This is a genomic window from Streptomyces sp. DT2A-34, assembly GCF_030499515.1.
In the GTDB taxonomy this organism is placed as follows: Bacteria; Actinomycetota; Actinomycetes; order Streptomycetales; family Streptomycetaceae; genus Streptomyces.
The window spans coordinates 2,087,958-2,114,357 of sequence record NZ_JASTWJ010000001.1; the positions used below are offsets into that span (position 1 = coordinate 2,087,958).

Sequence of the window (26,400 nt, forward strand, 5' to 3'; positions counted from 1 at the left end):
TGCCGACGGCGGGCTGGTCGCGGGAGTGCGACGTTCTTGTGCCGGATGTGTCGGCCGTGTGGCCGCCGCGGTCGACGGCGCCGCGTCGCAGGGACGCTGCCGCCTGCCGCGGTGGGGCTCGCGCGCCGCCGGCCCACCGCCCCGGGCGGGACCGGTGCGGCACAGAGCGACGGGGTGGGAGCAGGGGTGTCACTTCAGGCCGGTAGTGGCGATGCCCGCCACGAACTGGCGCTGGAAGAGCAGGAAGACGATCATCACCGGCAGCAGGACGACCACGGCACCGGCGAGCAGGATGCCGAAGCGAGTGAAGGACTGCCCGCTGCTGGCCAGGGCGAGGCCGACGGGGAGGGTGTACTGGCTCTCGTTCTGGGCCACGACCAGCGGCCACAGGAAGTTGTTCCAGGAGCCGAGGAAGGTGATGATCCCGAGGGTGGCGAGGGCCGGCTTGGTCAGCGGCAGGATGATCCTCGCGAAGATGGCCAGTTCACGGCAGCCGTCGACGCGGGCGGCGTCGATGAGTTCGTCGGGCAGGGTGGAGATGAACTGCCGCATCAGGAAAACCCCGAAGGGGCCGGCCAGGAACGGCAGGATCAGCCCGAGCATGGAGCCGGTCAGCTGCATGTTGGACACCAGCACGTACAGGGGTACGAAGGTGACCAGGCCGGGGATCATGAGCGTCCCCATGACCAGCAGGAAGACGGCGCGCTGTCCGCGGAACTCCAGCTTGGCCAGGGCGTATCCGAGCATCGAGCAGAAGATGAGGTTTCCGGCGGTGACGGCGAGGGCCACGATCACGGAGTTGGCGAACATGCTCGTGAAGTCGAGCGTGCTGAACAGTTCGCCGTAGTTGGCGGTGGTGGGCGCCGTGGGGAGCAGGACGGGCGGGACCCTGCGGATGTCGCCCTCGGGTTTGAAGGACCCGGACAGCATCCACAGGAACGGCGCGATCATCACCAGCAGGGCGCCGGCGAGCGGCAGATACAGCCAGGGCCGGCCCCAGGTCCGGCGGATACGGCGCCGCCTGAGGACGCGGTCCGTGCCCGGTTGTGCCGTGGGCAGAGTGGAGAGGGTGCTCATGGGTCGTCAGTCCTTGTCTTGCAGCACGCGGAACTGCAGCACGGTCAGCGCCACGATGAGGACGAAGATGACGTAGCTGGCGGCCGACGCCATCTCGTAATTGCCGTTGCCGAACTGTTTGTAGGCGTACAACGTGGCCGACAGGGTGGAGTCCAGCGGTCCGCCGTCGGTCATCACGAACGGTTCGTCGAAGAACTGCAGATAGCCGATGCCGGTGGTGACGGCGGTCAGCAGCAGGGCGGGACGCAGGAGCGGGAACGTGACCCGCCAGAAGCGCTGCCAGGGCCCGGCGCCGTCGAGTTCGGCCGCCTCCATCAGGGACTGGGGCACGGACTGCAGCCCGGCCAGCATGATGATCATGACGGTGCCCAGGTTGCGCCACACCGCCATCACGATCATGACGGGCAGGGCGAATCGGGTGTCCGCCAGCCAGGCAGGGCCGTCGATCCCGAACCAGCCCAAGACGAGGTTCACCAGTCCCGCACGCGGTTCGAGGAGCGTCTTCCACACCACGGCGACGGCCACGATGCTGGTGATCACCGGCAGGTAGAAGCCGACCCGGAAGACGGCCCGGAAGCGTTGGATGCCGCTATTGAGTGCGACCGCCGCGGCGAGCCCGGCGGCCAGGGTGAGGGGCAGGGCCACCAGGACGAACACGGCCGTGTTGCGCAGAGCCGTGAAGAACTGCTCGTCCTGGAAGAGCCGCACGTAGTTGTCGAGGCCGATGAATGACACGTTCAGGGGTGTGCGCAGGTCGGCGCTGCTGGTGTCGGTCAGGCTCATCAGCAGCGACCAGACCAACGGCAGCAGCATGAAGGCCGCGAACAGCGCGAGGAAGGGCGCGGCGAGGATCCAGGCGGCCCGGGCCTGCCTGCCGCGCGCCATGCCCCGGAGCGGGGAGCGCCGGCGTTCGGCGCTCCGCTGCGGCCCCGCGGTGCTCTGCCTGTTGGTGTCGCCCCGCCCGGGGAGCGTTTTCGTGGACATGGATGTCATCCGTCCCTGCGAGGGGTGCTCATGGCGGTGGCGCTCAGCGGCCGGTGCCGATGCTGGTGGCCTTGGACTGCAGCGTCTTCTGCACCTCGGCGACGGTGGCCTTGCCCAGGGCCAGCTTCTCCAGTTCGGAGTCGATGGCGTCGGCGATCTGCTGCCAGGTCGTGATGGCGGGCTGCGCCTTGCTGACCTTGAGCTGCTCGTCGAACGGCTTCATGTTCTCGTCCGCGCTCAGCTTCGCGTCCGACCACGCCTGGGGCGAAGAAGGCAGGCTGCCGGTGGCCTTGACATAGGCGGCGAGGTTGGCGGGCTCGGTCAGGAACCGGGCGAACTTCCATGCCGCGTCGGGGTTCTCGGCCTCCTTGAACACCGCCAGGTCGGTGCCGCCGGCGAACCCGGCGGGCTGCTCGGAGTACGGCACCGGCATGGTCTTCCACTTGCCGTCCAGCTCCGGGGCGTCCTTATGGAGGCTGGCACCGTTCCACGCGGCCTCCTGGTAGGTGGCGATCAGCCCGTCCCGGAAGTTCTGCACGTTGTCCGACCTGTCGGTCGGCGCCAATCCCTGCTTCGGAACGCTTGCCCAGTACTCCAGCGCCTTGGCGACCTCGGGCGTATCGAAGGTGAACTTCCCGGTGGTGGCGTCGTAGATGTCACCGCCCTGCTGCCAGACCATCGGCACCCAGAAAATCCAGGAGTTGAAGCCCACCACCAGCCCGGTGGCATTGCGAAGCTTGGGGTTCTGCTCGCCCGCGGTGGCCTGAATGGCCTTGAGGTCCTTCAGGTATCCCTCCCGGTCGCCGGCCAGTGCGCCCTTGATACCGGCCTTCTTGGTGAGGTCGGTCCGGTAGTAGACCACCGTGGTGTCGGCGGTGAACGGGACGCCGTAGGAGGTCTTCTTGTACTTGGTGGTGTCCCACTGGCCAGGGTAGAAGTCCGACGACTTGATCGACGTCGGGGTGGCCTGGAAGGCGTTCATGGCGGCCATCTCGGCCATCCAGGTGCTCCCGACCATGGACATGTCCGGTGTGTTTCCGCCGGCGATCGCGGTGGTCAGCTTGTCGTGGGCGGCGTCCCACGGGATCGAGGTGATCTTGACGTCGGCGTCCGGGTTCTCCTGCTCGAACTTCTTGGCCAGGTCCTTCAGGGCGGGTTCGATGTCGCCCAGGTTCCACATGACCACCGTCCCCGTGGCCTTGCCCGCACCGATCTCGGCGGGCGCGTCGTTGCCAGCGCCGGAGTCCTCGCTCCGGCCGCAGCCGGTGACCACCAGGGCTGCCGTGACGGTGACGCACAGGGTCTGGACGGTTCTGACAGTGTGACGGGTGGTGATACGCATGATGCGGCTCCTTGCCGTTGGGCGATACAGGCGCGGGGGGCTAAGGGTGAGAGCGGGCGGACGCCCGGATGGGCCGGCGCACGGGTGGGGACCGTCTGCGGTGACAGCGGCATCGGCGGTCAGCCGCAGGGCGCGGCTGGAGCATCCGACGCGGAGTGGGTAGGGGCCGGGCGGGGTGGGCCAGGCGCGCCGTTCGGTGTCCCGGATCGGGAACGCGAGCGGAACGGTGCATGTGGGCGGTGCCGCATGAACGCGTGTGCAGCCGCCATGGTTGCGAGGAAGGCGAGGCCGAAGTGGGTCGCCGAGGTTTCAAGGAGACGGGGGCGGTGCGTCACCGGCGACGCACCGCCCGGCTGCGAGGCGCCATCACGTACGCATCGTGATGACGTCGCGTCAGTTCGAGCTCGGCTCTAACGTCGAGCCGCGGATCACGAGGCTGGTGGGAATGATGCGCGAGGGAGCGGCCTCGGGCGATCTGCGCACGTGGTCGAGCAGCAGACGCGCCGCTGCCTCACCCATCTCCCGCATCGGCTGGCGGACGGTGGTCAGTGCCGGATAGGTGTACGACGCCAGCTCGACGTCATCGAAGCCCACCACGGCGACGTCCCGCGGAATCTTGAGGCCGGCCTCGTGCAAGGCCGCGAGCACGCCGGCCGCCGAGGGGTCGTTGTGCCCGAAGACCGCGTCGAACTCCACGCCGTCCGCGAGAGCTTGCGCGACCGCGCTCCGGCTGCTGTCGAACAAGAAGTCGCCGCAGATGATGCTGCGCGGGTCGAGCTCGATCCCGGCCCGCGCATAGACGTCGACGAAGCCGCCCAGCCGTTCCCGGGTGCAGCCGTACTCGTCGGGACCGGTGACCACCAGAGGGCGACGGCGACCGAGGTCCAGCAGGTGGCGCGCCGCCTGCTCACCGCCCTCCCGGTTGGTGGTGGCCACATAGGGGAATCCCGGCCGCTGGAAGCGGTCGTCGATCAGCACCACCGGCAGTCCGGCCTCGTGCAGTTCCGTGATGGCCGCCAGGGCCCCCTCGGGCTCTATCACCAGCAGACCGTCGAACGACTTGGCAGCGACTTGCAGGCCCAGCCTGCGCAGTGACTCCTCACCGCGGTTCACGGTCAGCATGCGCAGCCCGAAGCCCTCGGCCTCCAGCGTCTCGACGACCGCCTGCACTATGCCGGCCCAGGCCCAGGCCATATCAGGGACCAGCATGCCGATCATCTGTGTCGTGCCGCGGGCGAGCCCCACTGCCCCGGCGCTCGGCACATAGCCGAGCTCCGAGATCGCCTCGCGGACCTTCACGACGGTGTTCTCGTGGATCTCGCCTTTGCCGTTCAGCACCCGCGAGACCGTCGTCTTGCTGACGCCGGCCCGCGTGGCCACGTCGGCGATAGTGACTCCCATGTCACCTCCCCTCCCTTCCTGCAGAGGCGGAAGACTTCCCTCCCGCACCGAAGGGCCGATCGTACAGAGACCCGTGTAACCGGTACCGGAAGCAGTCCCGGAACCGGTTTCGGTACCGGTTCCGGAAGTGAAGCACCGGGAGGCCCCACCGGTCAACACCCCGGAAACAACTCGTTGACGCAGCCGATCTCGGTCTCGCTCGATGCCGCGGAAGCCTGCCGGTTGCCACCCAAGCCACCGCTCTGACCTGCGCGGTTGCCGACTCCAACCCGCCATGGCCGAGCTCATTGGCGCGGTTGCCGGCCGCCGACGATGCCCGACGGACCGCAGACCCGTCCCGGCGCAATCGCGCCCGCACCGTTGACGCACTGGCCGGATTGCCCTTCATAATCGGGCACTCGCTGTCATCGATGACATTCGTCGTCGCTGACACCCCAGTCGGCTGCGTGGACGTCGACGCCGCTGGGATGTCACTTTTTCGGTCCGTCCGCGCCGGGGCCGCAGTCAGTGCTGCGCCGACGAGCCGCGGGACTAGGAGACACCATGAGCTCTGTACGCGTATCCCGGCATGCCCGCATACGGATGATGGCGGCGGTGGCGACCGTCTGCGCCCTGTCCGCCGCCCCGCTCGCCCCCCAGGCCGTCGCTGCCGACACCCCGCCGTACACCGAGACCTACAGACCCCAGTTCCACTTCACTCCGCAGAAGAACTGGATGAACGACCCCAACGGCCTCGTCTACTACAAGGGCGAGTACCACCTCTTCTACCAGTACAACCCCAACGGCAACGCGTGGGGCGACATGTCCTGGGGGCACGCGGTGAGCAAGGACCTCGTGCACTGGGAGGAGTTGCCGCTCGCCCTGTCGCACGACGACGAGGAGATGGTCTTCTCCGGCAGCGCGGTCGTCGACTGGAACAACACCACCGGGTTCGGCACGAAGAAGAACCCGCCCATGGTGGCGATCTACACCAGCGCCTACAAGAACGGCGGCAAGCAGGCCCAGTCGCTCGCCTACAGCACCGACCGCGGCCGCACCTGGACCAAGTACCAGGGCAACCCCGTCATCGACATCGGCTCCAACAACTTCCGCGACCCCAAGGTCCAGTGGTACGAGCCGACCAAGAGCTGGCTGATGACGGTGTCGCTGTCCGCCGAGCACAAGGTGCAGTTCTACTCGTCCAAGAACCTCAAGGACTGGAAGCTGCAGAGCGAGTTCGGGCCGACCGGTGCGACGGGCGGCGTGTGGGAGTGCCCCGACCTGTTCCCCCTCGCGGTCGACGGAGACAAGAACAACATCAAGTGGGTCCTGGTCGTCAACATCAATCCCGGTGGTATCGCGGGCGGTTCGGGCTCGCAGTACTTCATCGGTGACTTCGACGGCAAGAAGTTCACCGCCGACGACAAGGGCACCTACACCCCGCCCACCGGCACGGTGGTGCAGGACTTCGAGGGCACCAATTTCGGTTCCTGGACGACCACCGGCACCGCGTTCGGTCAGGGACCGGCAACCGGGGCGGTGGACTGGCAGGGGGCGGTCACCGGCTTCGACGGCAAGGGCCTCGCCAACAGCTTCCACGGCGGTGACGGCGCCACCGGCACACTCACCTCACCCGAATTCGCCGTGGACAGCCCCTACCTGAACTTCAAGGTCGGTGGCGGGCGGCATCCGCACGAGGCCGGAACCGTCATGGACAGAACTCCGCCCGAGGGCACGGTCCTCGCCGACTTCGAAGGCGGCACCTACGGCGACTGGACGAAGACCGGAGACGCCTTCGGCACCGCGCCGGCCCCCGGGACCCTCCCCGACCAGGGGCAGGTCTCCGGATTCCTGGGAGACGGGCTGGTCAACACCTTCCTGAACGGCGACTCGACCACCGGCACACTCACCTCGCCCGAGTTCACCATCGACAAGAAGCACATCAACTTCCTCATCGGCGGCGGCAACCACCCGGCCGACTCCGACAACCCCACCGCCGTCGAACTCCTCGTGGACGGCCAAGTCGTCCGCAGCGCCACCGGAAAGGACGGCGAGGCACTCAACTGGGCCTCGTGGGACGTCGGCGAACACGCCGGCAAGAAGGCGCAGATCAAGATCGTCGACAACAACAGCGGCGGCTGGGGCCACCTCAACGTCGACCACATCATGTTGTCCGACACCAAGGCCCCGCGCGTCTCCCAGGAGACGTCCGTCAACCTGCTCGTCGACGGCGAGGTCGTCCGCAGCGCCACCGGCGCCGACAGCGAGAGCCTGGACTGGGCCTCCTTCGACCTGCGCCCCTACGTCGGCAAGAAGGCGCAGATCCAGGTCGTCGACATGAACTCCGCCGGCTGGGGCCACGTCATGGCCGACCAGTTCACCGCCGCCGAGAAGCCCGCCAAGTCCGTCGTACAGCGCGCCGACTGGACCGACTACGGCAAGGACTACTACGCGGCGGTGTCCTGGGAGAACGCCCCGGGCGGCAAGCGCTACATGATCGGCTGGATGAACAACTGGGACTACGGCCAATCCATCCCCACCTCCCCCTGGCGCAGCGCGCAGAGCGTTCCCCGGGAAATGGCCCTGCGCACGATCAACGGCCAGACCCGGCTGACCAGCAAGCCGGTGGGCAGCCTGGAGTCCCTCCGGCAGCAGCACCCGGCGACGGCGTCAGGCGTCACCGTCAAGAGCACCTCCAAGCCCCTGATCGGCCGCGCGGCCAAGGGCAAGGCACTCGACATCGAGGCGACCTTCTCCCTCAAAGACGCCGAACGCTTCGGCCTCAAGGTGCGCACCGGCGCAGGCGGCGAGGAGACCGTCATCGGCTACGACACCACGACACAGGAGCTGTACGTCGACCGCACCCGCTCCGGCGCCGGGGACTTCAACAGCACCTTCCCCGGCGTCCAGACCGCACCCCTGAAGCCCAAGAACGGCAAGGTCAAGCTGCGTATCCTCGTTGACTGGTCGTCCGTCGAGGTCTTCGGCGGCAACGGCGAAGCGGTGATCACCGACCAGATCTTCCCCGACCCCTCCAGCACCGGCGTCGAGGTCTTCGCCGAAGGCGGCACCGCCACCCTCAACCACATGCAGGCGTGGCAGCTGAGGTCCATCTGGAGGTGACGAGCCGCAGGTCAGTGCGCCAGGCCACCGAGCGCGACTTCCGGCGGGCGGCTCTCAGCCGCTCGGCTCCCGGCGAGGCAGGCGCCAAGGAAGCGGCGTGACAGCTACCTCCATGGGGCGGGGCTCCCTGCCCCACCAGTAGCCTCGCGTTTTTCAAGCGCCGGCCGTCCCGATGGGTGACCAAGTAGGCAGAAAGCGGCTCTGACCAGTGAGAATGAGGATTATCTAGGCCCTTAGTCCCGCGCCCGTCGGAGGCACTTCCCAGGTGAGTATGCGTATCGGGTCGTACCCGCGTGTCCGCGTCGCGGGCGATGGCCGCGGTGTGGTCTCGCAGGCCGGCGGGGTGCTGCTGGTGGAGACGGCCCGCCAGATCGGACTGGATACGGCGATATCTATCAGCGGCATAGCCCCGTGGCGCAAGCACAGGGCGGTGCACGATCCGGGCAAGATCCTGCTGGATGTTGCGCTGGCAGTCGCGCTGGGCGGCGACTGCCTGGCGGACGTGGATGCTGCGGGCTGAGCCCACCGCGTTCGAGCCCGTGGCGTCCGATCCGACCGTCTCCCGCCTGATCGACACCCTCGCCGGTGCCGGGCCCCGGGCGCTTGCAGCCATCCGGGGCGCTCGGGCCGAAGTCCGACAGGAGGTCTGGCGGTTGGCCGGGCACAACGCCCCGGAAACAAGGCAGGCGAGGTGGTCGTGGACATCGACGGGGTGCTGGTCCTGGCGCACTCCGACAAGCAGGACGCCACCGCGACCTGGAAGAAGACCTTCGGCCACCACCCGCTGTTCGCGTTCGTGGACCACGGCCGCGAGGGCTCCGGGGAACCGGTCGCCGGCTTGCTGCGGCCGGGCAATGCGGGCAGCAACACCGCCGCCGACCACATCGAAGCTGCCCGCCTGGCCTTGGCTCAGCTACCGAAGACCTACCGGCGCGGGCGCCGGACGCTGATCCGTACCGACTCCGGCGGCGGCACCCACGAGTCCCTGAACTGGCTCACTGCACGAGGACGGTGGCTGTCCTACTCGGTCGGCATGGTCATCACCGACGCCATTCATCAGGCCGTGCTGAAGGTTCCGGTCTCGGCCTGGACCCCCGCGGTCGAGCCGGACGGCGAGATCCGCGACGGCGCATGGGTTGCCGAACTCGCCGGAGACTGCCTCAAAGACTGGCCTAAGGGGATGCGGCTGATCGTCCGCAAGGAACGGCCCCACCCCGGCGCCCAATTGCGGATCACTGACGCGGACGGGATGCGGATCACCTGCTTTGCCACCAACACCGCCGACCGTCCGATCACGGAGCTGGAGCTGCGGCACCGACAGCGTGCCAGGGCAGAGGACCGCATCCGTGCCGCCCGCGACACCGGCCTGCGCAACGGCCTGGATGCCCATGCTCGCCCTGACCGGCCAGGCCCGGCGCTGGGAGCCCAAACGTCTGCGGCTACGACTGTTCTCCGCCGCCGCTCAGCTCGTGACGACCGGCCGCCGCCGCATCCTCCGCCTGGCCTGCCACTGGCCCTGGACCGATGTGATCACCAACGCGTTCGAACGACTGCGAGCCCTGCCGAACCCCGGCTGACCAGCGACAACGACCTGTTCCGACGAGCACCCACCACACCCGGAACCGTGGAACCGGCGCCCACCCGACGCGACAGCCGGGTAGCCAATCTGCCCACCCGCAGCAATCTCCGCCCCGAACAAGCTGAAAGGGTCCGCCAAGAAGCCGACGGACCCTCATGCAAGATCGAGGTTAGGAGAATTCGGGATGGGGAATTACATGACGCTCAAACCGCCCAAGCTGGGGAAAGACTTGATCGTCGACAGGCTGAGACTCCAGCGTCCGACACAACGTGAGACTGCGGGAGAACACGCAGGCCACGAAGGCAGTATCCGACCCGAGCCGCGAGAACCTACACAAATGTAGGTCCTCAAAAACCGCGCCAGTGCGAGGGTCGGTTCTGTCCGCCCCGTCGGCTACAGCACAGCGACTTTTACCGAGGTATCGGGCCCGGACGGTCTCGAGGGCGGGCCCACGGTGACTACCCCGGTGGCGGTCCTGAGGAATCGGTCACGATCGTGAGACGGGCGGCCGGACATGAAGCGAGCCCCACCGTGACTGTCGGTCTCCGTTCTGCTCGGAGGCGAAGACACCGTGCAGCGCCAGCGCCAGCGGTCGGGCGAATTTTTTGTAGCCTGAGGCGCCAACCCCGTTGTGCGAAACGCCGTTTCGTGGCCTCCCTCAGATACCCGTACCGTCCGATTCATGGAGTGGAATTTTCCGACGGCCGAAGAACTCGCGGCTGCCTTGCGTGCCGGTGAAGTAACCTCGGCAGAACTGACCGACGAGGCGATCGCCCGTATCGAGCGGGACGACAAGGCGATCAGAGCGATCTGTGTGCCGGACTTCGACCGTGCCCGGGCCGCCGCGCGCGGTGCCGACCAGGCACGCGCCCGCGGTGAGGACCGGCCGCTGCTCGGCATTCCGGTGACGGTCAAAGAGTCCTACAACATCGCCGGGCTGCCCACGACCTGGGGCATGCCGCCACACCGGAACCACATGCCGGCCGAGGACGCGGTGCAGGTGTCGCGGCTCAAGGCCGCGGGCGCGGTGGTGCTCGGCAAGACCAATGTGCCCTTGGGGCTGCAAGATGTGCAGAGCTTCAACGAGATCTATGGCAGCACCAACAACCCCTGGGACCACAGCCGTACGCCGGGTGGATCCTCCGGCGGATCAGCGGCGGCCCTGGCGTCCGGATTCGGCGCGCTGTCCATCGGCTCCGACATCGGTGGTTCGTTGCGCACCCCCGCACATTTCTGCGGTGTCTACGCACACAAGCCGACGCTCGGGCTGGCAGCGAGCCGCGGTATGGTCTCGCCGCCCGGGCCGGCACTGCCTGCCGAGAGTGACCTCGCCGTCGTCGGTCCGATGGCGCGAAGCGCCCGCGACGTCACGCTCCTGCTCGATGTCATGGCCGGGCCGGACCCGCTGACGCTCGGTGTCGCGCACAACGTGACGCTTCCACCCGCGCGCCACGAGCGGCTCTGCGACTTCCGGGTCTTGATCCTCGACGAGCATCCGCTCATTCCGACCGGGTCCGCTGTGCGGGCGGGCGTGAACCGGGTGGCCGACGCGCTTGTCGGCAGCGGTGCCCGCGTCGAGCGGCACAGTCCGCTGCTGCCCGATCTGACCGAGGCCGCAGTGCTCTACACGCAGTTGCTGTTTTCGAGCTCCGTTGCACGTTTTCCCGTCGAAGCGCACGAGCAGCTGCGGACCCGCGCCGCCGGACTGAGGGCAGACGACCAGAGTCTCGATGCGGTGCGGCTGCGCGGCATGGTGTTCAGCCACCGCGACTGGATAGAGGCGAACAGCCGTCGTGAGATCCACCGCCACGGCTGGCGGCAGCTCTTCGCCGAGTTCGACGCCGTGGTGTGTCCCATCACGCCTACTCCTGCGTTCCCGCACGACCACAACCCCGACCTGATGAAGCGCCGGATCGACATCGACGGCGTCGAGTACCCGTACCTCGACCAGCTCGTCTGGGCCGGTCTGGCCACCATGCCCGGACTACCCGCCACCGCCATACCAGCGGGCCGGTCCCCCGAGGGTCTGCCGGTGGGAGTACAGCTCATCGGTCCGATGTTCGAGGACCGCACCCCGCTGCGGCTGGCCGAACTGCTCGAGCAGAAAATCGGCGGCTTCCAGGCACCGAAGTAGGGCGTACTAGCTGGGCGTCCGTCGAGGACGCGGTGCGGATCACGACGAGACGCTCCGAATGCGCACAGTCGCTGCCCGGCACCCGAATGTCACCCGCCTCCCTCAACAACACAGAACATCGTCGCCGCAGGTCAGCGTCGTGCACTGCTTCGATGGCCTGGCGAACCACGGGGAAGTGCAGTGGAGTTGAGACGGCCCACGGAATGAAGCAGCCTGAGACAACGCGGAAGGCGCAGGTCACAGAGCCGCCACATGAAGCCGAGCGCGAGACCCTGCAACGCGGACCGCATCCACTGGCACTGCTCCGTCGACCACGTCTCTGCGCTCGGGTCGCCGCACGAAGTCCTGGCAAGTTTCGGCAAGTTGCCGGACCTGGCTGACGGTCGCCTCGGCGCGGCTCTCCGCGGGGAAGGTCAGTCAGCGGGCAGGCTGCAGCCCCATCAGTGCGTTGATCAACCGGGGTCGTCTCTCGTGCGCCTCTATGCACCCGGCCTCCAGCGCCTCGACTGTCGGAAAGTCGGCGTGAACAGGGCGCGCCGCTGAATTCCGTACGCCATCGGCGGTCAGCCGGAGGCGCGCCCCGTCATGCAGGCGGCAGGGACAGAGCCGTAACGCCTGCCCAGCACGACCATCTGGACCGACGTGCGCCTCGTCGTGTCCAGTTGGCTACCGGCAAGTTGCGTGAAAGGCTCGGTGTCACAAACGGTCACGGAGCGCCGCGCACTGGCGCAACAGCGGTTCCAGGCGCAGTTGGGTGTCCTCGCGGTCGAACACCTGGAGGGCGTCGAGACAGGTGACGATCCAGTGGGCCTCCTCCTCGTCCTCGATCCGCACCGCCACGGCCGTCACCGCATTCTCCAAGTCGAACGAACCGTCTTTGAACTCGTCGTCGAGCGCTCGGTACCCGGTCGTGAGCAGCGGGTCCGCGTACACTCCGGTTGCCTCAGCGAACACGCGGGCCTCGGCCCGGTCCGTGCGCAGGCCGACGAGCCAGCGCAATACCTCATCGGGGTCGCTCAGTTCGTTGTGCAGGCGGTGGGCCCGGTCGACCAAGAGGGGCCAGCCGCCGGTCAGCTCGTGGAGACGGTCCAAGCGGTCCCCGGTGTGAAACATCTCGACGCGCTGTGCCCAGCCGTACAGGCTGCGGCGATCATGGCGGCGCAGCACCACGGGCGCCGCGAGGTGGGTTCGTCACCCGTCAGCAGAGTGCGCCACAGACCCAGCTGGGTGGTGTCGGTGACGATGACCACCGCGCGGGTCACCCCCGGGGTGGCGGGCAGCTGCGTCTCGGCCAGGTCGACGGACTCACGACCAGTGACCCACACCGAACACACCCGCGCGCCGACCCAGACCGAGCTCACACGGCAGGACGAGAGTGGGCCAAGATGCTGTACCACCGTGCCTGGCAACACCAAGCCCTGCCAGTGCTGCCACGCCTAACGTTCCGTCAGAAGCGGCGGCGAACGAACGGCACGCGTCACGACGACGAGCGCGCACCCCACCTCGCATCCATCTTGACCTCGACGCGACTACGGAAACCGAAAACGCCCGTCAGCCGGGGAATGCCTCACTCATGGCGGACATGGCATCGGCTGCCTTCACCCGCCAGTCCGAGCACCGTACGGACCTCTTCGCGAAACGAACAGATGCCGAAAGAGCGTCACTTGGGGCCGAGAGCTGCCGCAGAGTGTCGCCGCATCCTCATTGGGCGTGCAGTGACCGAGCCGTGGCATGGTCAACGCCACCGCACGTGACTCGATCAACGCGAAGTCAAAGGCACAGACCCTAGCCCACACCGAACCCGCATGCCCTGCTTAGAGCCGAAAGAGTGGCTTCCGAGACGGGGAGTGGAGTTTGAGACTTTTCTGGGACTTCCAGCTGCATCAACGGGTACGAACGCGAAACAGCCGAAAGGCCATTCCTACTGGTCAGTGCGCTGCGATTGCCCATCGCCGCACGTCACAAGGCTGGCGCGTCCCTTCCGGGACATCTGACGCGCGCAGCCGCCGCGCCCTGTCCGACCTGCTGGAGAGCGGGTCAGGAGGGGCGGCGGCAGGGCTCTTCCGGTCTGGTAGCGGACCGAGCGGTGCTCAGGCATGCTCACCCGCATGATTTCGGTGGTGCAGAACGTGGCGATCGACTGTTCGGATGCCTATGAGCTGGCTCGGTTCTGGAGTGAGGTGACCGGTTGTCCGCTGCATCCGCAGGACAGGCCGGGCGACCGGGAGACTCAGGTGCTGCTTCCGGAGGGCCCACGTCTGTACTTCAACCAGGTGCCGGAACCGAAGACGATCAAGAACCGGATCCACTTGTGCCTGCGCCCGACGACCTCGCGCGAGGAGGAGATCGAGCGACTGCTCAATCTCGGAGCCACCCTGGTCACTGACCGCCGGGAGCCCGATGGCGCCGGCTGGGCCGTCCTCGCGGACCCGGAAGGCAATGAATTCTGTGTCCTGCGTAGCGAGTCCGATCGCGCTGCGATGTCTTCGTGAGGTCGGGCACCGAGGCCGGGTGGCGGGCTTCATCGGCCTTGCTCGAAGCTCAGCGCGCCCGAGCCTGGAGATGCCGGCGTCCTCACACGGTCTCCTCCGCGTGCCGGCATATCGGGCAGGTCAACTGGCGGGCCGGCTGTTGGTGGATCACCTTGCCCGGGTTGGCGGGCTCGCGCAGTTGCTTGCGCTCGGTGCGGACATGGTCGGCGCATACTCCCGCGCCGCAGACGGTGCAGACAGCAACCGCGGCGACCGTGCGATCCAGCTGTGCGCATTCGTAGCAGTTCATGACCGGGCCCTTCAGTCAGCGGCAGTGAAGGCTGCCGCATCCGTTCCCGTGCCCTCCCGCGATACGCGGAGTCCCTTCGGAGGGCGGTCGGCGTCCGCGCTGAGCGAGGCGCGGGCAGCCGGTGGAGCTGGACCGGATGTCCGGCCCAGCTCTCGTGGTGGCCGGCCGCTGACGCTAGGCGATCAGAGCCACCACCATGGCGATCAGCCCGATCGCCACCAGGGCCACCACCACCATGATGAGGACGAGCGGCATCGCGCCCCAGCCCTTGCGCAGCTCGGGCTGCGGATGGGAGATGCCGGCCGTGCCACCTGCCTCAGCGGGTGGGGTCTCACCCGGTGGCACCCCGCTGCCGGGTTCGAGGCCTGGAGTTCGTGACGGCTCGGGATCAGGACTGGTCATGGCGCACCCTCCGGAGTCGTAGGTCGTGGCCCCCTCACTGGTTGGGGCGTGCGGCGCTGATGTCGCCGAGCGCAGAGTCGGGATCGCGCTCGATGGCCAGGTCGCCGATGGAGATGATGCCCACCGGGTGACTTTCCTGGTCGACGACCGGTACGCGTCGGACGGAGTGCTCGCGCATCACCTGCACCGCGACGACCAGGTCGTCGTCGGGTCCGACGGTGACGAGGTCCTCGCTGCACGCCTGGGCCACGGTCGTACGGTCCGGGTCGCCGCCCTCGGCCACCGCGCGGACCACCAGGTCACGGTCGCTGACCAGCCCGCGCAGCCGCTCGCCCTCGGTGACCAGCACGGCGCCGATGTTCTCGTCGCGCATCATCCGGGCCACCGCCTGGACCGAGGTCTGCGGCTCGACGGTCGTCGGGTCGGCCGTCATGACGTCGCGGACATGCTGAGTCATGGGAACGTCCCTCCGTGGAGTGGGGCGGTGCCGTTCACCGCCGTGCAGCCGCCGAGTACCCGCAGCCGAGCGGCGCTCCCACGTCCGCGCCGATTGCTCATGGGCCGTGCGACGGCGACGGGCAGCCCGCCCGAGCGCCCCGCGCAAGGCTCGGCGGGCGTCCCCCTCGCAGGAGGGTCAGGGCTGCCGCGACCACCTCACCTGCTTCGATCCGCAGCAGCCGCGGATCGGGGAGGTCGCCGTGCGGGTCGCCGGGCGGGCCGGGTTTCCACAGGGCCACATGGCGCTCGCACGGGGGCGGGCCCCACAGGTGGGGGAGACCGGCCCGAAGAGCGTCACGGACGGGGTGCCGTGGGCCACCGCGAGATGGGCCAGGCCGGTGTCGCCGCTGACGACGAGTGCGGCGCGGGCGACGAGTGCCGACAGCCGGTCGAACGGCAGGCCGCCCCGCAGCACGTCCCGCGCGGGCAGGGCCGAGCGGGCGGCGACATCCGCGGCCAGGGCGTCCTCCTTCGGTCCCGCGGTGAGCACGACCCGGTGGCCGGCGGTGCGCAGCGTCCGCGCCACGGTGGCGTAGCGCTCGGCCGGCCAGCGGCGGGAGGCGGCCTCCGCGCCGGGATGGACGACCACGGCTCCCGGCGCGGGGGACGCCGTGGCCGGGGGCGGCAGCCGTACCTCGGCAGGGTCCGCGCGGATGCCGTACGCCCGGAGGAAGTCGCACCAGCGTTCGCGCTCGTGCGCCTCCGGTCGCCATACGGGAGGCCGGACGAGGCCGGGTTCCGGGTCGGCGTGGGCCAGCAGTCGGCGCGGGCCGAGGGCGGCCAGCGCGTCGCGGCTCTCGGGTCCGTTGCCGTGCAGGTCGATGGCCAGGTCCGGGGGCGCCCCCGGCCAGTGGGTCAGGGACGGCACGGCACGGTTGGGCGCCTCGGCCGGGAGGACGGCGTCGACGGTGCCGGTGGCCAGGGCGGCCTCGGTGAGCGCCGGCGGCAACGCGAGGACGATGTGGTGCCGGGGGAAGGCCCGGCGGATGCCGCGCAGGGCGGGGACCCCGGCGAGCAGGTCGCCGAGTCCCAGCGCGCGCAGCACGAGCAGGCGGGGCCCCTGCGGTGGGGCGGTCACCGTCACCTCCGTCCGTCCGGCGCCCCCGTGGACGCGGCCACCGCCCGTGGGGCCAGCGCCGCGCGCTCGGCGAGGCCGGTGGTGGAGCGGCCGTCGAGGTAGGGCAGCAGGACGACCTGGCCGCCCCAGCTCGCCACGAGCTCCGCCTCCGGCAGCTCGACGCGGGCGTAGTCGCCGCCCTTGGCCCAGATGTGCGGGCGCAACTCGCCGAGCAGCCGCTCCGGGGTGTCCTCGTCGAACACGGCGACGGCGTCGACGCACTCCAGGGCGCGCAGGACGCGGATCCGGTCCGCCAGCGGGACGAGCGGGCGGCCGTCCCCCTTGCGTCGGCGCACCGAGGTGTCCGAGTTGACGCACACCACCAGGCAGTCCCCGGTGCGGCGGGCGGCCTGGAGCAACGCGACGTGACCGGCGTGCAGCAGGTCGAAGCAACCGCCGGCGGCGACCACCGTCCCGCCCGCGGCCCGCACCCGGGCTGCCGTGCGCAACGCGTCGTCCGTGGAGGTGTGCTCGGGTGTGGCGGGCGGGCCCTGGGGCGTCGTGGCGTGCGCTGCGGCGTCCCCCACATAGGCGGCCTCGGCGGCATCCGTGGCGTCCGTGGCATCGGCACTGTCCCTGACGCTCATGACGAGCGACCCGACACCCCCCTCGGCGACGTACCGGGTCGCGGCGTGCACGGCTCCCCGTACGGCGGTCTCGGTGAGCTCGCCGTCCGCGAGGAGCCCGGCGGCAGTCGCCGCGAACCGGTCGCCGGCGCCGCAGGCATCGCCGTCGGCCGAGACCGGCGAGGGCACCAGCAGCGGTGTCTCCCCGTGCGACAGCAGCGCCCCGCTCCCGCCCAGGGTCACCGCCACGGCGGCCGCCCGCCACGCCCTGACCAGCGCCCCGGCGTCACGGGCCGCCGTGTGCAGGGAGCCGCCGTCCGCTGGCTCCTCGGTGCCCAGGGCGCCCGCGAAGCCACGTGCCTCGGTGGCCGACGGGGTGACCAACCGGACGTCGGGCAAGGGCTGTTGGCCGCGCGGATGCGGGTCCCAGACGACGGGCACCCGCCTGACCGCGTCGGCCAGCGCGTCGCGCAGCACGTCGGCGGTGCCGCGCCCGTAGTCGGCGACGAGTACGGCGTCGGCCGCGGCGATCGCCCGGCACGCCTCGTCGGTGGCCCGGCGGGCCCGGCCGTCGCCGTCGTCCAGGCGCAGCAGTGACCGTCCCCCGGCCAGCACCCGGGTCTTGCTGGACAGAGTGCCGGTCAGGGGCAGCGGGACCAGGTCGACCCGGCCGGCCAGGAGGCGGCGCAGGGATGCGCTGGCCGGGTCGTCCCCCAGGGCGGTGACGAGGGTGACGGGTCGGCCGTCGGCGGCGGCGAGGCAGGCCGCGAGCGCGGCGCCGCCCGGCCGGGTGGTGCGCCGGGCGCCGCTCACGACCGGTACGGGGGCGTCGGGGGCCAGCCGCTCGGCCCGGCCGGACAGGTCGTGGTCGAGCAGCGCGTCCCCGACGACGAGCAGCGGGGCCGGGCCGCTCATGGGCTCTCCTCCCCCGCGACGACCGCCCATTGTCGCGCGGAACTCTGCCGCCCGGCCGCGGCGTTGCGCTGTCCAACGGCACCGACGGCCCGGTCGAAGGACTCACAGAGCATGTGGACGGCCACCAGGTGCAGTTCCTGGACCGTGGCGGCGACGGCCGCGTCCACGCACAGGGCCTCGTCGGCGGCGACCGCCAGCGGGTTGGGCGCCGGGCCGGTCAGTGCCCACACCGTCATGCCGAGGCGGCGGGCCTCGGTGGCCGCGACGCGCAGGTTGGCGCTGGCGCCGCTGGTGGACAGCAGGATCAGGACGTCGCCGGACCGGCCGTGCGCGGCGACCTGCCGGGCGAAGATCTCCTGTACGCCGTAGTCGTTGGCGATGGCCGTGGTGGAGGACGAGTCGGCGTGCAGCGCGAGCGCGGAGAACGGCGGGCGGTCGTCGCGGTAGCGGCCGACCAGTTCGGCCGTCAGGTGCTGGGCCTGGGCGGCGCTGCCTCCGTTGCCTGCGGCGAGCAGCCTGGCTCCGTCGCCCAGTCGCGCGGCGAGGCCGGCGCCCCAGTGCTCGACCAGGGGGGTGTAGGCGCGAAAGCCTTCCAGTGCCTTCATCAGCTGGTCGCAGTGCGTGGTGTCGGCGGCGAGTTTCATCGGACGACTCCCGAGAGCGCGGGGACGGAGGAGACGGCGCCGTAGACCCGGGACACGCCGTCGGCCACGGTGTCCCAGGTGTAGTGGGCGAGCACGCGCCGGCGGCCGAGGGCGCCGTAGCGGGCGAGCAGGGCCGGGTGGTCAAGCAGGTCGCGGATGGTGCCGCTGATGTCGTGGTCCTCCTCGGGCGGGACCAGGACACCGGTGACGCCGTCCATGACGGTGTCGAGCTGGCCGCCGACGGCGGTGGCGATCACGGGGGTGCCGCAGGCCATGGCCTCGACCGGCACGATGCCGAACGGCTCGTAGCGGGGCAGGGACAGCACGAGGTCGGCGCTGGACAGGAGCCGGGGCATCTGCTCGCGGCTCACCCCGCCGAGCAGCCTCACCCGGTCGGCCACCCCGCACTCGGCCGCGACCGCCCGCAGCCGCTCGGCCTCCGGTTCGGCGAAGAGAAGGGCGGGTTCGGGTCCGCCGGCGATGAGGAGTTCGGCGTCGGGTACGCCGGCCAGGGCGCGGATCGCGCGGTCGAAGCCCTTGCGGGGCACGAGCCGGCCGACGGTGACCAGCCGCCGGGGCGCGTACGGCTCACGTCGGGCGCCGCGGACCTGGCTGAACCGGCGGGGGTCCACCCCGCAGGGGACGACGGAGATGGTGCTGCGGGACAGGCCCATGGCCTCGAGTTCGCGTACCTCGTCCCGGCAGGTGGCGATGATCCGGCCGCACTCCTGGCCCACGGCTCGCTCGATCGCGATGCGGTCGGGCGGACTGGTGTCGGCGGCGCCCTGGTGCCGCTTCTTCACGGTGCCGAGCGCGTGGTAGGTCTGCACGACGGGCACGCCGAGGGCGCGGGCGCCGTCCAGGGCCGCCATGCCGGACATCCAGAAGTGGGCGTGCACCACGTCGGGCGTCCACTGTTCCCACTCGCGGGCCAGCCATCGGCCGAACTCCGGTATGTGAGGGAGGAGTTCGTCCTTGGGAACCGGCGTCGGGGGTCCGGCGGGCACGTGGACGACCTTGAATCCGTCGGGGGTGGTGATCCGGTCCGGCAGCCGGTGGCTGTCCCGACGCGTGTACACGACGACCTCGTGGCCGCGGCGGGCGAGTTGCCGGGCGAGCTGCGCGACGTAGACGTTCTGGCCCCCCGCGTCGGGTCCGCCGAGCGCGGCCAGGGGGCCGGCGTGCTCGGAGACCATGGCGACGCGTCCGGACGGAAGGCAGGTGGGGCTCATCGGGTGACCTCCTTGATCAGGCGTTCCCAGTCGTCCCGGAAGCGCCGCTCTCCATAGCGGGCCTGTACCGCAGCCCTGGCGGCCTCCCCTGTCAGCCGGGCGTGCACGGGCTCCGCGAGGAATCCGCGTACGGCGTCCTGGAGTACGTCCAGCCGGTTGGAGACGACGCCGGCTCCCTCGGGTACGGCTTCGCGCACCTCGGTGGTGTCCAGTGCCACCACGGGCATGCCCAGGTACATGGCCTCCAGCAGGGACAGGCCGAGGGACGTCCATCGGACGGGGTGGACGTAGAGGCGGCAGCGGGCCATCCGCGGATGCAGTGCGCTCTGCGGGAGGTCCCGGCAGCGGCAGAGTTCGGGGGGCAGTCCGAGGTGGTCGGCGAGCCCTTCCGTGCGCATGCCGAAGACATCCAGTGGCACCGTACGGGCGAAGTACGGCAGCAGGTCGGTGCCCGTGGTGCGGCCGCGCCGTACGGGCTCGTTCACGACGACCGCGGCGCGTCGTTCCTCGCCGGTCCACAGTTGTCCGGGGTCGATGATCCCGTGCTCGATCACTGTGGTCGGTGCCCGTCCGTTGTCCCACATCAGACGGTTGAAGTGGGTGACGTGGACGACGGGGATGTCGGAGCGGCCGGCCAGCGGGTGGCGGGTGTCCACGGCCGTCTCGTGCGGGCTGTTGTGCTCGACGTACACGGCGGGCACGTCGATGCCGGGGCGGCGGCCGGTCCACTGCCGGGCCAGTTCCAGCTCGTGCGGCCGTTGCAGCACCATCAGGTCGATGTCGGCCTCGCGCAGCTCGGCCGGGCTCGACTCCCTTACCGTGGGCGGCCATTGCCATGTTCTGGCCCGTCCCAGACCGTCCGGGCCCCGGTCGGGGGTGACGGGGACGAGGAAGGTGTACGGGCCCTGCACCAACGTGGTGAGCCACGAGCCGTGCACATGCCAGACCAGGATGTTCATGCGCTCTCCTTGAGCAGTTTCTGCACCGCGCGCACCACGTCCCGGCCCGTGATCTCCTCCAGGCACGGATGGCCGGGCACGGGGCAGGTGCGAGCCCTGCTGCCGGCGCACGGTGCCCGCTGGTCGCCGAGAATCACGCTCGGCACGCCGTACGGCGCCCACCGCTCGGCCGGGACCACCGGCGCGAACAGCGAGACCACGGGGGTGCCGACGGCCGCCGCCAGGTGGGCGGGTCCGGTGTTGCCGCTCACCACGACGTCGGCCAGGCGCAGCACCCCGGCGAGGGTGGCCGGGGCGGTCCGGCCGCCGAGGTCCACCGCCGTGCCGCCGCTGACCTGCCGGGTGAGGCCCCTCTCGTCGGGGCCCCCGGTGACGACGACGCGGTGGCCGGCGTCGGCGAGCAGGCTCACGGCCTCGGCGCAGCGTTCGGGGCTCCAGGCCCGCGCGGGCGCGCTGGCGCCGGGGTGCACCACGACGTACGGGCCGTTGCCGGTGAGTGCGACGGTGTCGGGCGGCGGCAGGACCCGCAGCCGGCCGTCGTCCCCCGGGTGCGGCAGGAAGCCCATGGCGGCGGCGGTGTCCAGGGCGGCCTCGGCCTCGTGACGGCCGGGGAGCCGCCGATGCCGTACGTCGAGGAGGCGGCCGGGGTGGTCGACGCTGTCGGCACCGATCCGCCCGACGCCGGCGAGGCGCAGCAACAGGGCGGTGGGCAGGGGGCTTTGGTGGAACGAGGTCAGGACGAGCGCGACGTCGAACGCCTCCGCCGCCAGCCGCCGTACCAGTCCGTCGACGTCCGCCTCCTGGACGGTGGGCGGGTCGAACCCCTCCCACGGCGCCTCCCACACCATCACGTCGTCCACGCAGGGCAGCAGCCGGGCCGCGGGTTCGCCGCGGGGGCCGCACAGGAGTGTCACCCGGGAGCAGTGCGCCGCCACCGCGCGTATCGCGGGACCGGCGAGCAGCACGTCGCCGAAGCTGTCGAGCCGCACGACCAGCGCCTTCACGACCGGCCACCTCCTCCGGTCCCGGGTGCCTGGGCGAGGAGCCGGCGGACGGCCGTGAGCAGGTCGCGGGCGGTGTCCGGGGCCCGCCGGACCTCCTCGGGCAGCGTCGCCGCGTTGGGGACGAGCACACCCCTGGCGCCCGCGGCGTGCGCGGCTCGGACGTCGGCGGCGATGTCGCCGATCACCACGCAGTCCCCGGGCGTGACGCCCAGGCGGCGGGCCGCCTCGACGACGAGTCCCGGGCGGGGTTTGCGGCAGTCGCAGCCGGCGTCGGGGAGATGCGGGCAGTACAGCCAAGTGCCGAGCCCGCCGAGCAGGGCGTCGGCCCGGTCGTTGACGCGGCGGACGTCGGCGTGCGTGAGCAGTCCGCGGCCGATGCCGGACTGGTTGCTGACCACCCCGGTCGCGACGCCCTGGGCCCGCAGCAGCTCCAGCGCCTCCCGCGCTCCGGGCATCGGCCGCACCATCTCGGGGTCCCCGTTGTACGGGACGTCCTCGACGAGGGTGCCGTCCCGGTCGAAGAGGACCGCGGCGACGGGGGCCGGGCCACGGAAGGAGGCGGCCTCTCCGGAGGATTCGTGGAGCGCGGGGCGCGGGGCGGGGCGGTTCACGGTGCGCTCCCTGAGGGTGCGGTGCGCGGGGCGGCGGTTCGCCGTGCCCTTGCGCGTGCCGCGGTGGGGCGCCGCGGGACGTCCAGCGGCTCGGCCCTCCGGTGGCGTATCAGGCCGGCCAGCCAGTGCCCGACCGCGAGCGGTGGGATGACCGCGCTCGTGGCCGCCATCGTGACGATCTCGTCCCGGGTACGTGGTCCCGGACGGATGCGGGCCAGGGCGAACTCGGCCGTGCCGAGCGCCCATACGGCACCGGCGACGGCGGCGGTGCGCCCCCGGCCGGCCGGCGCGCAGACACAGGCGGCGAGCGCGGCCGCGGTCACCACCGCGTGCCGGGGAAGCCGTCCGCGGGGCGCCTCGGCCCGGGACCACCAGTCGCGGCCGTGCAGCCGGGTCATCAGCACGTCGTCCGCGTTGCCGCGCTGCGCCCGTAGCGACACCCAGCGATCGGCGGGGCGCACCGGGTGCCGGGTCACGCGCCGGCCGCGCCGCAGCGTCCAGCCGGCCCCCAGTACGCGCAGGGCCAGGTCGGCGTCCTCCCGGAACGCGCGGGGGAAGCGCTCGTCGAAGCCGTCGACGGCCGCCAGTGCCGCGGTCCGGTAGGCCATGTCCGCCGTCGCCCAGGCCGCTTGCTCCAGCCCGGCCGTGCCCCGCTCCCAGTCGGTGGGCCGGCGGTCGTCGGGCAGCGGGACGCGCAGGCGCCCCTGGCTGCCTCCCGTGTCCGGACCGGCCGCGCCGAGGTCGTCCGCTAGGCGGCGGGACCAGTCGGGCAGGACCTGGACGTCGTCGTCGAGGAAGACGGTCCAGGGCGTGACGACCGTGCGCCAGCCGGCGTTTCGGGCGGCCGCCGGGCCCCGGCCCGCGGTGCGCAGGGTGCGGAGCCGTGCGCGCAGTGCGCCGGCCGCGTCCAGGGGCAGCGCGCCCCCGGGCTCGGGGCGGTCGTCCACGACGACGACCTGCTCGGGCGGGTGATCCCGGGTGGCCGCGGCGAGTTCGCGCAGGCAGTCGGCGAGGCAGGGACGGCCGATCGTCGGGATGACGACGGAGTAGGCGGCGGCGTCGGTCATGCGAACACCTTCTTCCGCCGGATCGCGAAGGGTCCGAGGGCGAGCAGGTCCACGGGCGCGGAGCCGAAGCACTCCAGGGCGTCCCGTGGATCGTCGACCATGGGCCGTCCGGCGGTGTTGAGGCTGGTGTTGACGACGACGGGCAGGCCGGTGAGGCGCCCGAATCCTTCGATCATGCGCGCGACGAGGGGCTCGTCCTGGCGGTCCACGGTCTGGATGCGGGCCGTGCCGTCCACGTGGACGACGGCCGGGATGCGGTCGCGCCACTCCTCGGCGACGTCGTGCACGAACAGCATGTAGGGGCTGGGCAGCGGCCCGTCGAAGAGTTCCGCGGCCCGCTCGGCCAGGACCATGGGCGCGACAGGGCGGAACTCCTCCCGGCCTTTCACGGCGTTGAGACGCTCCAGGTTCTGCGCGCGGCCGGGATGGGCGAGCAGCGAGCGGTGGCCGAGCGCCCGTGGCCCGTACTCGCTGCGGCCCTGGAACCAGGCCACGATGCCGTCCTCGGCGAGTTCGGCGGCGACGGCCTCGGCGATGTCGTCGGGTTCTTCGTAGGGCACGGCCGCGCGTTCCAGCCAGGCGCGCAGCTCGTCGTCGCTCCAGCCGCGGCCCAGGGCGGCGGTCGGCATGGCCTCGACGGCCTCCTTCTGGTTGGCGATGTGCAGCGCGGCCCCGAGGGCGGTGCCCGCGTCCCCGGCGGCGGGCTGCACCCAGACGCGGCGGAAGGGCGTCTCGCGGTAAAGCCGGGTGTTGGCGACGCAGTTGAGGGCGACGCCACCCGCGAGCGTCAGCACGTCCTCACCGGTACGGCCGTGCAGCCACCGCGCGAGCCCCAGCAGGACCTCCTCCAGACAGGCCTGCGCGCTGGCGGCGATGTCGGCGTGGTCCTGCGTCCAGGCGCCCCCCGCCGGGCGCGGCGGGACCAGCGAGGCCCAGGGGACGGGGCGGGCCCGGAATCCGCCGTGACCGTCCAGGTGGACGTATGCGCGCAACCGGTCCAGGAAGCGGGGCTTGCCGTAGGAGGCCAGCGCCATCACCTTGAACTCGTCGCTGCTGCGCAGGAATCCGAGGTGCTGGGTGAGGTCCTCGTAGAACAGGCCCATCGAGTCGGGCAGCGACTGCGAGCCCAGGACGGTGAGTTCGCGGTTCGCGTAGCGGCCGGCGAGGTGGGAGCCGCATTCGCCGCGGCCGTCCAGCACCAGCACGGCGCTGTCGGGGTACGGGGCGGCCTGCCCGGCGGAGGCGGCGTGCGCGACATGGTGGGCGACGAAGCGGACCTTGTCCGGGTCGAGTCCCGGCAGCGCCTCGGCGAGGAACTCCGGGGCGCGGCGGGCGTATTCCTGGCGCAGGTGGTCCCAGGGGTCGTTGAGGCCCAACTGCTCAGCCGGGTGGGCGAGTTCGGGGTCGTAGGAGTAGGCGACCGCGTCCAGGTCGGACGGGGTCAGGCCGGCCCGGTCCAGGCACCATCGGGCGGACAGTTCGGGCAGTTCCCAGGCGGAGAAGGGAAGGGGGCGCTTGCCGTGCTTGCGCCGGCTGAAGCGTTCCTCCTCCGCCGCCGCCACGATCCTGCCGTCCATGACGAGGGCGGCGGCCGGGTCGTGGAAGAGGGCGTTGATTCCCAGGACACGCATGCGATGCCTCCGTGCGGCGTACGGGGGTGAGGAGTGCGGGGTTCACGCCTGCGGGGCGGGCTCGGGTGCCGGCTGTGCCGTGGCGAAGTAGGCGATGGTCTGCTTGATGCCTTCCTCCCAGGGCACGCGGGGCGTCCAGCCGAGCAGTTCACGGGCCAGGCCGGTGTCGGGGCGGCGTCGCTGCGGATCGTCGGTGGGGCGGTCGACGTACACGATCGAGGAGGAGGAGCCGGTCAGTTCGACCACGCGGTGGGCGATCTCGCCGACCGTGACCTCGTCGCTGCCGCCGATGTTGACGGGGCGCACCGAGTGACTCGCGGCCACGAGCAGGACGCCGTCGACCGTGTCGTCGACGTAGCACAAAGAGCGCGTCTGCCGGCCGTCCCCCGCCACCGTCAGCGGTTCGCCGGCCAGTGCCTGACTGACGAACGTGGGGACGGCACGCCCGTCGTGCGGGCGCATACGCGGCCCGTAGGTGTTGAACAGGCGCACGATGCCCGCGTTCGCGTCCCTGGCGTGCACATGAGCGGTGACCAGTGCCTCGGCGAACCGTTTGGACTCGTCGTACACGCTGCGCGGCCCCACCGGGTTGACGTTGCCCCAGTAGTCCTCGCGCTGCGGATGCCGCAGGGGGTCGCCGTACACCTCGGACGTCGAGGCGAGCAGGAAACGCGCGCGGTCACGCTCCGCCACGGCCAGCATGTTGCGCGTGCCCAGGCTGCCGACGTCGAGCGTCTCCAGCGGCAGCCGGAGGTAGTCGGCGGGTGAGGCGGGGCACGCGAAGTGCAGGACCAGGTCGTACGGCCCCGGCAGCCGCTCGGCGGCGTCGGGTGAGGAGACGTCGCACTCGACGAACCGGAAACCGCGGCGCTCTGCGAGGTGCGCGACGTTCTCGCGTGACCCGGAGCACAGGTTGTCGGCGCAGTCGACTTCGACTTCCGAATCCAGCAGCCGCTCGCACAGATGACTGCCGAGGAAGCCGGCACCGCCCGTCACTAGGGCATGACGCCATGTGCATGGCGAAAGTTTGGTCATGGAAGTTCCTTCGTCCGCACGACGACGCATCAGCGGTCGGGACGCCCCACCGCGCCGTTCGGCGCGCTACAGGGGGGATATGGGGACAGTCGCGGAAAGCTTCGGCGAGCTTTCGGAGCTGTTGCGAATTGAAGGATCAGGTCGCGGTGGCACTGAGCAGCAGGACCGCCCCCGTGGGTCGCCCTCTTTCGGCGACGCAGTGACACGGGGTTCCCGTGCCAGTTGTTTTCCACACGCTGATTCCGACTCCACTATGCGACGGTTCGCAGCCATGCGCGACTCCCGTGTGAGCCGGCCGACTGCGGGCACTCGGAGCCGC

The 26,400-nt window shown here is 70.9% G+C and carries 21 protein-coding genes and 2 pseudogenes; 5 read left to right on the forward strand and 18 right to left on the reverse strand.

The genetic code is table 11. The features are described 5' to 3' along the window. Positions 1-189 precede the first annotated feature (189 nt). From QQM39_RS09000 to QQM39_RS09015, 4 genes are all read right to left on the reverse strand, one after another. Positions 190-1,077, reverse strand: a complete 888-nt coding sequence (locus QQM39_RS09000) for a carbohydrate ABC transporter permease (protein WP_301996172.1) — start codon at positions 1,075-1,077, stop codon at positions 190-192. 6 nt (positions 1,078-1,083) lie between these two features. Continuing rightward, a complete protein-coding gene (locus tag QQM39_RS09005) occupies positions 1,084-2,061 on the reverse strand; it encodes a carbohydrate ABC transporter permease (RefSeq protein ID WP_301996173.1) in 978 nt (325 codons plus the stop codon). 43 nt (positions 2,062-2,104) lie between these two features. After that, the gene (locus tag QQM39_RS09010; RefSeq protein ID WP_301996174.1) at positions 2,105-3,403 is read right to left on the reverse strand and encodes an extracellular solute-binding protein; all 1,299 of its coding nucleotides are present in this window, start codon (positions 3,401-3,403) and stop codon (positions 2,105-2,107) included. Positions 3,404-3,796: 393 nt separating this feature from the next. Beyond that, positions 3,797-4,804: a LacI family DNA-binding transcriptional regulator gene (locus QQM39_RS09015; protein WP_301996175.1), complete on the reverse strand. Its 1,008-nt coding sequence runs from the start codon at positions 4,802-4,804 to the stop codon at positions 3,797-3,799. A 543-nt stretch (positions 4,805-5,347) separates the two neighbouring features. On the opposite strand from QQM39_RS09015, the gene QQM39_RS09020 reads away from it, so the two are divergent. The 4 genes and pseudogenes from QQM39_RS09020 (at position 5,348) to QQM39_RS09035 (ending at position 11,619) form a co-directional block, all read left to right on the forward strand. Further along, positions 5,348-7,906, forward strand: a complete 2,559-nt coding sequence (locus QQM39_RS09020) for a GH32 C-terminal domain-containing protein (protein ID WP_301996176.1) — start codon at positions 5,348-5,350, stop codon at positions 7,904-7,906. Beyond that, positions 7,879-8,007, forward strand: coding sequence for a hypothetical protein (locus tag QQM39_RS09025; RefSeq protein WP_301996177.1), 129 nt, complete (start codon positions 7,879-7,881; stop codon positions 8,005-8,007). The genes QQM39_RS09020 and QQM39_RS09025 overlap by 28 nt, the downstream gene beginning before the upstream one ends. A gap of 170 nt (positions 8,008-8,177) precedes the next feature. Next, positions 8,178-9,483: pseudogene (locus QQM39_RS09030) on the forward strand (IS1380 family transposase). Between the two features lie 684 nt (positions 9,484-10,167). Beyond that, positions 10,168-11,619 carry an amidase gene (locus QQM39_RS09035; RefSeq protein WP_302003525.1) on the forward strand — a complete coding sequence of 484 codons (1,452 nt, stop codon included), beginning with the start codon at positions 10,168-10,170 and terminating at the stop codon, positions 11,617-11,619. 696 nt (positions 11,620-12,315) lie between these two features. On the opposite strand, the gene QQM39_RS09040 is transcribed toward QQM39_RS09035, so the two are convergent. Further along, complete coding sequence (locus QQM39_RS09040) at positions 12,316-12,789, reverse strand: hypothetical protein (RefSeq protein ID WP_301996178.1); 474 nt, start codon at positions 12,787-12,789, stop codon at positions 12,316-12,318. 938 nt (positions 12,790-13,727) lie between these two features. Here QQM39_RS09040 and QQM39_RS09045 point away from each other — a divergent pair. Continuing rightward, on the forward strand, positions 13,728-14,111 hold the full coding sequence (locus tag QQM39_RS09045; RefSeq protein WP_302003527.1) for a VOC family protein: 384 nt from the start codon (positions 13,728-13,730) through the stop codon (positions 14,109-14,111). Between the two features lie 82 nt (positions 14,112-14,193). Here the strand turns inward: QQM39_RS09045 and QQM39_RS09050 are convergent, their stop codons facing one another. From QQM39_RS09050 to QQM39_RS09110, 13 genes and pseudogenes are all read right to left on the reverse strand, one after another. Continuing rightward, positions 14,194-14,400 (reverse strand): DUF2180 family protein, encoded by a 207-nt coding sequence (locus QQM39_RS09050; RefSeq protein WP_301996179.1) that lies wholly within the window; start codon positions 14,398-14,400, stop codon positions 14,194-14,196. A gap of 174 nt (positions 14,401-14,574) precedes the next feature. Continuing rightward, positions 14,575-14,802, reverse strand: coding sequence for a DUF6480 family protein (locus tag QQM39_RS09055; RefSeq protein ID WP_301996180.1), 228 nt, complete (start codon positions 14,800-14,802; stop codon positions 14,575-14,577). Between the two features lie 34 nt (positions 14,803-14,836). Beyond that, complete coding sequence (locus QQM39_RS09060) at positions 14,837-15,259, reverse strand: CBS domain-containing protein (RefSeq protein WP_301996181.1); 423 nt, start codon at positions 15,257-15,259, stop codon at positions 14,837-14,839. 97 nt (positions 15,260-15,356) lie between these two features. Continuing rightward, positions 15,357-16,384 (reverse strand): annotated as a pseudogene (locus QQM39_RS09065) (glycosyltransferase family 9 protein). After that, positions 16,381-17,898, reverse strand: a complete 1,518-nt coding sequence (gene rfaE2, locus QQM39_RS09070) for a D-glycero-beta-D-manno-heptose 1-phosphate adenylyltransferase (protein ID WP_301996182.1) — start codon at positions 17,896-17,898, stop codon at positions 16,381-16,383. Before rfaE2 ends, QQM39_RS09065 begins: the two are co-directional and overlap by 4 nt. Then, positions 17,895-18,542, reverse strand: coding sequence for an SIS domain-containing protein (locus QQM39_RS09075; RefSeq protein WP_301996183.1), 648 nt, complete (start codon positions 18,540-18,542; stop codon positions 17,895-17,897). Before QQM39_RS09075 ends, rfaE2 begins: the two co-directional genes overlap by 4 nt. Then, entirely contained in the window at positions 18,539-19,774 is a 1,236-nt protein-coding gene (locus QQM39_RS09080) for a glycosyltransferase (RefSeq protein ID WP_301996184.1), read from the reverse strand. Before QQM39_RS09080 ends, QQM39_RS09075 begins: the two co-directional genes overlap by 4 nt. Continuing rightward, complete coding sequence (locus tag QQM39_RS09085; RefSeq protein WP_301996185.1) at positions 19,771-20,733, reverse strand: glycosyltransferase; 963 nt, start codon at positions 20,731-20,733, stop codon at positions 19,771-19,773. The genes QQM39_RS09080 and QQM39_RS09085 overlap by 4 nt, the downstream gene beginning before the upstream one ends. Next, positions 20,730-21,737, reverse strand: coding sequence for a glycosyltransferase family 9 protein (locus QQM39_RS09090; RefSeq protein WP_301996186.1), 1,008 nt, complete (start codon positions 21,735-21,737; stop codon positions 20,730-20,732). The genes QQM39_RS09085 and QQM39_RS09090 overlap by 4 nt, the downstream gene beginning before the upstream one ends. After that, positions 21,734-22,348 (reverse strand): HAD-IIIA family hydrolase, encoded by a 615-nt coding sequence (locus QQM39_RS09095; RefSeq protein WP_301996187.1) that lies wholly within the window; start codon positions 22,346-22,348, stop codon positions 21,734-21,736. The genes QQM39_RS09090 and QQM39_RS09095 overlap by 4 nt, the downstream gene beginning before the upstream one ends. Next, entirely contained in the window at positions 22,345-23,415 is a 1,071-nt protein-coding gene (locus QQM39_RS09100) for a glycosyltransferase family 2 protein (protein WP_301996188.1), read from the reverse strand. The genes QQM39_RS09095 and QQM39_RS09100 overlap by 4 nt, the downstream gene beginning before the upstream one ends. Then, the gene (locus QQM39_RS09105) at positions 23,412-25,046 is read right to left on the reverse strand and encodes a carbamoyltransferase C-terminal domain-containing protein (protein ID WP_301996189.1); all 1,635 of its coding nucleotides are present in this window, start codon (positions 25,044-25,046) and stop codon (positions 23,412-23,414) included. The genes QQM39_RS09100 and QQM39_RS09105 overlap by 4 nt, the downstream gene beginning before the upstream one ends. Before the next feature lie 42 nt (positions 25,047-25,088). Beyond that, on the reverse strand, positions 25,089-26,081 hold the full coding sequence (locus tag QQM39_RS09110) for an NAD-dependent epimerase/dehydratase family protein (protein WP_301996190.1): 993 nt from the start codon (positions 26,079-26,081) through the stop codon (positions 25,089-25,091). Between the last annotated feature and the right edge of the window lie 319 nt (positions 26,082-26,400).